The organism is Nostoc sp. CCY 9925 (genome assembly GCF_963920935.1).
Taxonomy (GTDB): Bacteria; Cyanobacteriota; Cyanobacteriia; order Cyanobacteriales; family Nostocaceae; genus Nostoc.
Window position 1 is genome coordinate 1 of the sequence record NZ_CAWUDO010000182.1, and the last position, 8,563, is coordinate 8,563.

An 8,563-nucleotide genomic window follows, 5' to 3' on the forward strand; every position below is an offset into this window, starting at 1 on the left:
CCCCAAGACCGCACTGGCTCCCCAAGACCGCACTGGCTCCCCAAGACCGCACTGGCTCCCCAAGACCGCACTGGCTCCCCAAGACCGAACTGGCTCCTCCACTTGGGGAGACCCCAAGACCGCACTGGCTACCCTGCATAGCGCTTTGGGCAGCATGGAGAGTTCTCCAAACCCAGCTTCTCAAAAACCGTCGCATAATTACCTAGCGGGGCTAAATCTCTATCAGGCGTACTTTCTAAGTTTGGTTAGATGAAGGAATTTAAACCAGGCAAACTTTGAGAGCATCGTGCAGTGAGAAGTCCAAAAGACGCCCAGAGTTGTCCGTGGGTCGGCTTCCTCGGCTCAACACAACTTCGGGAGTAGTTTCCCACAACGGTAGGTTGGCTTCCTTTCTTCCGAACTTAGGAAGCCTTGCCTCAGGGCAATTCGTTTCCAGCTTGTTTCTGTAAGCCGTCAAAACCCTTTAAGCTCTTAATCAGGGTAAAAAAGGTGAAAGGGAAAACACAAGAAGGGAAAGGTTAAAAGGAAAAGGGGAAAGGTCTCAACAGTAGTATTTTTCCCCTTTCTCCTTAACTCTTTGTCAACCGACAGGGGTAACTTTTCGCCTTCTTTGGTGAGGGCATACAGGAAAGAACCAGATTAAAAAAATGATGTTTTGACCAAAGGTCGGTTCACTGCATGGAATTTTCAATCGCTACACTCCTTGCCAATTTCACCGATGATAAATTGGTGGCTCGTAAAGTTTTGGAAAAGAAACTTGGTTGTGAAGATGAAAAAAGCTTACAAAAACTTCACATAGCCTTAGATGTTCTGGAAAAAATCGGTATTTTGGTGAAAGAACGGGGCAAGTATCGCCGTGTTTTAGAAGAGGGAATCATCGAAGCAAAACTCCGTTGTTCGAGTAAAGGTTTTTGCTTTGCGATTCAAGATGTGGAAGGTGCTGAAGATATTTACATTCGTGAAAGCCATCTGAGTAATGCTTGGAATGGCGATCGCGTTTTAGTAAGAGTTCTCAAAGAAGGCAGTCGTCGTCGCTCTCCCGAAGGAGAGGTGAAGCTGATTTTAGAACGTTCCAACCACACATTACTGGCACGAATTAAGCAAGTAGAAAGCGGTTTTCGGGCTGTGCCTCTAGACGACCGACTGCTGTTTGAACTCAAGATTCAACCCAATGGTGCGAAATTAGAAGAAGCCATCGATCACCTCGCCCATGTGGAAGTCTTGCGTTATCCCTTAGCTCAATACCCTCCTTTGGGTAGAGTAGTGCAAATTCTCGGCAGCGATGCCGAAGCTGCTGCTGATATAGATTTAGTAACATGTAAACACGACCTTTCACGTACTTTCCCAGATAACGTCGTCGAAGCCGCTGCCAAGTTGCCCAAAAAGCTCTTAAAAGCAGACCTGAAAAATCGCTTAGATTTACGTAAGTTGTTTACCGTCACGATTGAAGGTGTAAATGGAGACACCAGGGTAATCGAAAACGCTTTCAGTTTGGAGAGAAACCCCAGCGGAAATTGGCTTTTGGGAGTTCATATCACTGATATTTCTCACTATGTGCAACCTGATGAAGCCCTAGATAGAGAAGCACTCAAACGAGGCAAATCAGTGTATTTGGGAGAATTAATACTGCCAATGTTGCCACCAACTGTGGCAGAACGCTGTTCTTTAGTACCGGGAAGCGATCGCTTAACCATCTCTTTTTTAATTACCATCGATCCCAAATCAGGACAAATAGTAGAGTGGGAAATTCAACCCAGCGTTATCAACGTTGAGACTGCACTAACTACAGAACAAGCTGAGGAAATTCTTACAGGTGAATTTCACAATCAATCCCCAGAGGTGTTGGAAATACTGCAAAACCTCCGAGCCTTGCAAAGAGATTTAAAACAAGTCAGGTTAAATCGTGGTAGCCTCCAGTTGAATCTGCCGCCCAGCCAAAACCCATATTATGATGAAGGGATTCTAGGGGCTGTGGTGGTAAATGATTTACCAGTGCGATCGCTACTAACTGAGTTGGTGCTGCTAGTTAATCAACTGATGGCAACTCACTTAAACGCCCTTGGTGTTCCGGCTATCTGGCGAGTCCAAGGCACACCTGATATCGAAGATGTTCAGGAAATGCTGAAATTGGCAATCAATTTAGGCGTTGACCTAGCTTTAGATCCAGAAGCGGATATCCAACCTTTAGATTATCAGCATTTGACTAGAGCTTTTAGCGAATCTGCTTCTGAGCAAGTTCTGACGTATTTGTTGCAAGATACTCTCAAACCGTCTGCATATAGCACCACCAAAGGATCTCACTTTGGTTTAGCGCTAGGGCAGTATGTCCACTTTAGTGCCCCTTTGCGGCGTTACCCAGACTTGTTGATGCAGAGAGTGTATTATACACTACTCGAACATGGACGCGATCGCCGTAACACCCGTGTGAGAGAGAAAGTTAACTTGCGCCATTCCTCCAGCCACGCAGAAATTAACTGGAACGTTTTACCCCCAGAATTGCAACAAGAACTGCAAAGCGATTTGACTAGGGTAATTGTCCAAATCAATGACCGAGAAAAAGAAGTCCAAGAAGCCGAAGCTGATTTAGCAGGACTGCAAAAAGCCCAACTGATGAAGCAGCGGATTGGTGAGGTATTTCAAGGCGTGATTACCGGTGTTCAATCCTACGGTTTCTTTGTGGAAATTGAAGTACCAGCAGCTGAGATTGAATCTAGCACTAATCCTGGTATACCCCTGAGAGTAGAAGGATTGGTACACGTCAGTTCTCTCAAAGATGATTGGTATGAATATCGCGCCAGACAGCAAGCACTATTTGGCCGTAAAAATCGCGCTTCCTATCGACTAGGCGATCGCGTCGCCGTACAAGTTAAGAGTGTTGATTACTACCGTCAGCAAATTGACTTGGTAACTGTCGGCAGCGATGGTGTAGCCAAAGGTTTACCTGGCAGTGGCTCTAATGAAGATATCTCAGACCTCTACTTATCAAATGACATTGAACATGACGATTTAGACCCTTATGCTGAGGATGAGTAAATACATTTAGGAATTATGTGTCAAATCAAACTAAACCCCTGATTTTAGGCGTATCGGGCGCATCTGGTCTGATTTACGCCGTTCGCGCTATCAAATTTCTGTTGGAAGCAGAGTATAGTCTTGAACTGGTTGCCTCTAGATCAACTTACATGGTTTGGCAGTCAGAACAGGAAATTCGGATGCCAGCAGAACCAACAGGGCAAGAACAATTCTGGCGAGAGCAAGCAGGAGTCCCACTTTCTGGTAAGCTACGCTGTCATCCTTGGGGTGATGTTGGTGCTGGAATTGCCAGTGGTTCCTTTGCCACTCTGGGAATGATCATTATTCCATGCAGCATGAGTACAGTGGCAAAGCTAACAGTTGGCTTGAGTTCCGATTTACTAGAACGCGCAGCTGATGTCCAACTCAAAGAAGGTCGGAAACTGGTGATTGTCCCCCGCGAAACCCCTTTTAGCTTGATCCATCTGCGTAACTTAACTTCCTTAGCAGAAGTTGGAGTTAGAATTGTCCCCGCCATTCCCGCCTGGTATCACAATCCTCAAACCATTGAGGATTTAGTTGATTTTGTAGTTGCCCGTGCTTTAGATCAATTAGATATTGACTGTATCCCAATTCAGCGCTGGCAAGGGAGGAATTGACATCCTCCCACCCCTTCAAGGGGTGGGATTCCAAGAGGTGATTCTTGGGCTTGTTCTCTCTATGATTCTCTGATGCTTACGGTCAGGCGCAAAGCGTCTAGGTTAAAAAAATATTTTTCCAAAAACACTAGCGCAATGGTAAATCTTTTGCTATATTATATAATCGTGAGACAAAAGGGCGGTTAGCTCAGTTGGTAGAGCGCCTGCCTTACAAGCAGGATGTCATCAGTTCGAGTCTGGTACTGCCCATATTTAAAAAAGCCGCCTTACAGGGCGGCTTTTTAATTGGAAGCATAGTGTAGTGGTAAAACTTACCCAGATTGAGAGCGATCGCATTTGGTATTGGGGTTTGCGATCGCCCAAACTTCCAAGAGTATTTTTTATGAGCCAAAACCAACCAGATAGATTAGACCGGATAGAAGCTGTTTTAGCTGCTGTAGCAACGCAGCAGCAAGCGAATACTAAGGCGATCGCTCAACTAACTCAAGATGTGAATTACGTACGAGAAATCACACTGAATAACATCGAATTAACTCAACAAAATAGAGAACAAGCTGAACGCGATCGCCAAATATTCCAAGACGAGATTCGACGGATTTGGGAATATCTATTGAGGCAAGGAGGTAATGGCAATAATCCCCTGACATAGTGTGACAATGCGTAAATCGTAGAGAGTTAAGTTCTGGTTAAAATGCTGCCAGCAGTATCGAGTATTGCCATCACAAGAAAGTGAATCCATCTAGCGCCACTAGTCAAGTTAGTCGGTGACGATCGCATGGAAAATCTGGAAATTGGTCTGATGGCTCATGCCATCAACCCTGCCAGTCGCTTAATTATTCGCTCTCAAGATCGTCAATTTAGTGAGAATATCGCCTCTCTGTTTCCTTACGCTCAAGTTGTGTGTGGTCCAGCTTTGTCAGCGGAAGTTTTTGCTTGTGCTGCTTTTGGGGAAAACGTTTTGAGCTTGTTTCATTTGAACGCTCAAATAGTTATGGTCACGGAATACAACATCGAAGAAGGCGATACACTCAATGGCTGGCTTTTATCGGAAATCGCTCATGGCTACGGTGTTGTGCCGATTTTGTATCAGAGAGCTAAGCAAGACAATTATTTGTTAATGCCTTGGAATGATGTTAATCTTTGTGCTGGCGATCGCTTGATTGTTCTAGCCGCTAGTAGCAGTTTACAGCGCATTGAATGGGGTGAAATGCTACCTCGGCTTTGGCAAGTACAAATTGAAAATGCTCCAATCGCAAATGCAATTGCTGATGCTGCACAAAAAATTGCTTTGATTACAGGATGTAATTTGGTTACTGCTAAGCAATTGATGAATAATTTACCTAGTCTACTGCCAACACCACTTTATAAGCATCAAGCTCAAGGTCTTGTCCGCGAACTCAAAAAATTACAAGTTTTGGCAAGTGTCATTTTTCTCGGACAATCATCAAATAGCTAAGAGCATTGGACATGAGGTGATGAGGCAGTGTTTAAACTAGAAGTTTAAAGCTCAGATATTCAGCGACGAAGCTCAGATATTCAACGACGAAGCTCAGATATTCAGCGACGAAGCTCAGATATTCAACGACGAACCTCAGATATTCAGCGACGAAGCTCAGATATTCAACGACGAACCTCAGATATTCAACGACGAAGCTCAGATATTCAGCGACGAACCTCAGATATTCAACGACGAACCTCAGAGGTTCAACGACTAAGCTCAGATATTCAACGACGAAGCTCAGAGGTTCAAAAGTTTCATTCTCATCTCCCTCATTTCCTTCCTCCCTCTCATTTTCTTCATCCCCTGCTCCCTTGGTCAATAAATCGTATAGAAAAAGTCTGACTTTTTTTTGATACCATGATAACTCTGACTCATTAAACACCGATTGACGTATGAGCAAAGGTACCTTATTTGATAAAGTTTGGGACTTACACACTGTTGGTACACTTCCCTCAGGGCTGACGCAACTATTTATCGGGCTTCACCTCATTCATGAAGTCACTAGTCCCCAAGCCTTTGCTATGTTACGTGAGAGAAGTTTAAAAGTGCTGTTTCCTGAGCGTACCGTCGCTACAGTAGACCATATTGTGCCTACAGAAAATCAGGCGCGTCCTTTCGTCGATCCCTTGGCAGAGGAAATGATCGAAGCGCTGGAGCAAAACTGTCAAGAAAATAACATAACTTTTTACAATATTGGTTCTGGTAGTCAAGGTATAGTTCATGTCATCGCTCCAGAACTGGGACTCACCCAACCAGGAATGACCATCGCTTGCGGAGATAGCCACACATCAAGTCATGGTGCATTTGGAGCGATCGCATTTGGGATTGGTACTAGCCAAGTCCGGGATGTTCTGGCTTCCCAAACCCTCGCCCTCTCCAAACTGAAAGTCCGCAAAATTGAAGTTAACGGCACTCTCAAGCCTGGTGTTTACGCTAAAGATGTAATTTTACATATCATCCGCACCCTTGGTGTTAAAGGTGGCGTGGGCTATGCCTACGAATTTGCAGGTACTACCTTTGAACAAATGAATATGGAAGAGAGGATGACAGTCTGTAATATGGCGATCGAAGGCGGTGCCAGATGCGGCTACGTCAATCCAGATCGAGTCACCTACGATTACCTCAATGGCAGAGATTTTGCCCCCAAAGGTGCAGATTGGGACAAAGCAGTGGCTTGGTGGGAATCCATCAAAAGTGATGCTGATGCTGAATACGACGATGTAGCGGTCTTTGACGCTGCGGAAATTCTTCCCACTGTTACCTGGGGAATTACTCCCGGTCAAGGTATCAATGTTAACCAGTTTGTTCCTCAGGCGGAAGAACTGCCCGAAGAAGACCGCTTTGTTGCCGAAGAAGCTTACCGCTACATGGATTTATACCCAGGTCAACCCATCAAAGGCATCAAAATCGATGTCTGCTTCATTGGCAGTTGTACCAACGGCAGAATTAGCGATTTACGAGAAGCTGCCAAAATCGCCAAAGGTCGCCACGTTGCTGAAGGAGTCAAAGCTTTTGTTGTCCCTGGTTCTGAACGGGTGAAGCAAGAAGCAGAAGCTGAAGGACTGGACAAAATTTTCCAGGAAGCTGGATTTGAATGGCGCGAACCTGGGTGTTCCATGTGTCTGGCGATGAATCCTGACAAACTACAAGGAAGACAAATTAGCGCCTCCTCTTCTAACCGTAACTTTAAAGGAAGGCAAGGTTCCTCCTCTGGTCGCACATTATTAATGAGTCCGGCAATGGTAGCTACTGCCGCTATTAAAGGCGAAGTCTCAGACGTGCGCGAGTTGTTGTAATTTTGGGCATGGGGCATTAAAAAGTCAAAAGTCAAAAGATTCTTTTCTTTTTAATGAGTGCTTTTTACCTTTTGGCTTCCTCTTCCCCATCTCCCTCATCTTCCCCCAGTCCCCAGCGATGCACTGAGCTTGTCGAAGTGTCCCCAGTCCCCAATCCCTAAGTTTATGGTGAGTGAAGTTAAAACAGTTTCAGGGCGCGGTATACCTTTAGTGGGTAATGATATAGATACCGATCGCATTATTCCCGCCCGTTATTTAAAAGCCGTTACCTTTGATGGGTTAGGCGAAGGTGCGTTTATCGATGACCGCAAAGCATTAAACGGTGAACATCCCTTTGACCAACCCCAGTACCAAGGGGCAAAGATTTTAATAGTTAATAGAAATTTTGGCTGTGGTTCATCACGAGAACACGCACCGCAGGCGATCGCTAAATGGGGAATTCAAGCACTAATTGGTGAAAGTTTCGCCGAAATCTTTTTCGGTAACTGTGTGGCAATGGGTATACCTTGCCTAACAGCCGATGCTGCTAATGTCAAACAATTGCAAGAATTAGTAGCCGCCAATCCCGAAGCAAATGTAACAGTGAATCTGGAAACTTTGCAAGTACAAATTGGTGATTTTACAACACCAGTTTTCATTAATGAAGGTACAAGAAGCACCTTCATTTCTGGTACCTGGGATGCTTGCGGTCAGTTAGTAGCTAACGCAGATCAAGTTCGGACAACAGCTGCAAAATTGCCTTACGTCGGTTGGGGAAATTTAGCTGCGAGTTAGCATTAAACCTCTGAAGAAATATAGCGGAGTGGGGAATAGGGAGTATTGATATGTAGCACAATACGCTTGGGATAAGCCCAAAACCCTCATGTAGAGACCTGACTTTTCACGTCATGTGGAAAAGCTAACGCAAAACCTAACCCCCCAGCCCCCTTCCCTAGTAGGCTATCCATTAGTCACATCTTTCTTTACAATCTTGAAACGTTTGTTTTGTAAGCATCTTAAACACTGAGGTGTGAGGCATACTTGACAAATTGGCTCTTAATATTCTCGCTAAAATTAGGTTTTTATTGAGAATTAACAACAGACCAATAAGGGTTGTAAGAAACGTGAGTGAATACTCTCGCAAATGTTGAGAAAGATCCGGGTAATGGATAGCCCTAGTAGGGAAGGGGGAGAAATCAAAGCCTCTCTCCTTGCAGGGGAGAGGTTTGGAGAGGGGTTTTCCAGATACCGTGAAAAGTCAGATGTAGAGACGCGATTTATCGCGTCTTCAAAGACCGATTATTCACACAAATAACCCTTAAGTAAAAACACGTTTGCCCTGGCGAATGGAATTCGCGGCTATACAGGCAAAAGCTACCGATCCTGGGTTTCAAATTCTTAGAGTCCGCGTAGGCGGACTTCGTTTGTGTAGCTGCGATTTCTAATCGCCTGGTATATTTGCAAAGGTGAGATGCTCCCATTGATATATAGCAGTCAGATTTGATTTTTGAAAAAATCTATTGCCTATTCACTTTTTTCTTGACAACTTCCGTTAAAGTCAAACGCAAATTTCTCACAAACAATAAAAAATCAATTCACATCGCTTGATGTAAGAC

The 8,563-nt window shown here is 44.7% G+C and carries 7 protein-coding genes and 1 tRNA gene; 7 read left to right on the forward strand and 1 reads right to left on the reverse strand.

The window, feature by feature from the left end:
• The first annotated feature begins 678 nt into the window (after positions 1–678).
• From ACM0OY_RS38425 to ACM0OY_RS38445, 5 genes are all read left to right on the forward strand, one after another.
• A complete protein-coding gene (locus ACM0OY_RS38425; RefSeq protein ID WP_414573963.1) occupies positions 679–3,033 on the forward strand; it encodes a ribonuclease R family protein in 2,355 nt (784 codons plus the stop codon).
• A 17-nt stretch (positions 3,034–3,050) separates the two neighbouring features.
• A complete protein-coding gene (locus ACM0OY_RS38430; RefSeq protein WP_414573964.1) occupies positions 3,051–3,671 on the forward strand; it encodes a flavin prenyltransferase UbiX in 621 nt (206 codons plus the stop codon).
• Between the two features lie 176 nt (positions 3,672–3,847).
• Positions 3,848–3,920 (forward strand) — tRNA-Val (locus ACM0OY_RS38435).
• 52 nt (positions 3,921–3,972) lie between these two features.
• Complete coding sequence (locus tag ACM0OY_RS38440) at positions 3,973–4,320, forward strand: hypothetical protein (RefSeq protein ID WP_414573965.1); 348 nt, start codon at positions 3,973–3,975, stop codon at positions 4,318–4,320.
• Between the two features lie 126 nt (positions 4,321–4,446).
• A complete protein-coding gene (locus ACM0OY_RS38445; RefSeq protein ID WP_414573966.1) occupies positions 4,447–5,127 on the forward strand; it encodes a hypothetical protein in 681 nt (226 codons plus the stop codon).
• A gap of 31 nt (positions 5,128–5,158) precedes the next feature.
• Here ACM0OY_RS38445 and ACM0OY_RS38450 read toward each other — a convergent pair whose 3' ends face one another.
• Positions 5,159–5,572: a hypothetical protein gene (locus ACM0OY_RS38450; protein WP_414573967.1), complete on the reverse strand. Its 414-nt coding sequence runs from the start codon at positions 5,570–5,572 to the stop codon at positions 5,159–5,161.
• On the opposite strand from ACM0OY_RS38450, the gene leuC reads away from it, so the two are divergent.
• A complete protein-coding gene (leuC, locus tag ACM0OY_RS38455; protein WP_414573968.1) occupies positions 5,565–6,968 on the forward strand; it encodes a 3-isopropylmalate dehydratase large subunit in 1,404 nt (467 codons plus the stop codon). The two genes, ACM0OY_RS38450 and leuC, sit on opposite strands and share 8 nt — an antisense overlap.
• Before the next feature lie 165 nt (positions 6,969–7,133).
• Positions 7,134–7,742 (forward strand): 3-isopropylmalate dehydratase small subunit, encoded by a 609-nt coding sequence (gene leuD / locus ACM0OY_RS38460; RefSeq protein WP_414573969.1) that lies wholly within the window; start codon positions 7,134–7,136, stop codon positions 7,740–7,742.
• Positions 7,743–8,563: the final 821 nt, after the last annotated feature.

What these genes read in the sequence shown, in the direction of transcription:
- ACM0OY_RS38425 (WP_414573963.1), top strand. Translation starts at nt 679, where the DNA reads ATGGAATTTTCAATCGCTACACTCCTTGCCAATTTCACCGATGATAAA.
- ACM0OY_RS38445 (WP_414573966.1), top strand. Translation starts at nt 4,447, where the DNA reads ATGGAAAATCTGGAAATTGGTCTGATGGCTCATGCCATCAACCCTGCC.
- leuC (WP_414573968.1), top strand. Translation starts at nt 5,565, where the DNA reads ATGAGCAAAGGTACCTTATTTGATAAAGTTTGGGACTTACACACTGTT.
- leuD (WP_414573969.1), top strand. Translation starts at nt 7,134, where the DNA reads ATGGTGAGTGAAGTTAAAACAGTTTCAGGGCGCGGTATACCTTTAGTG.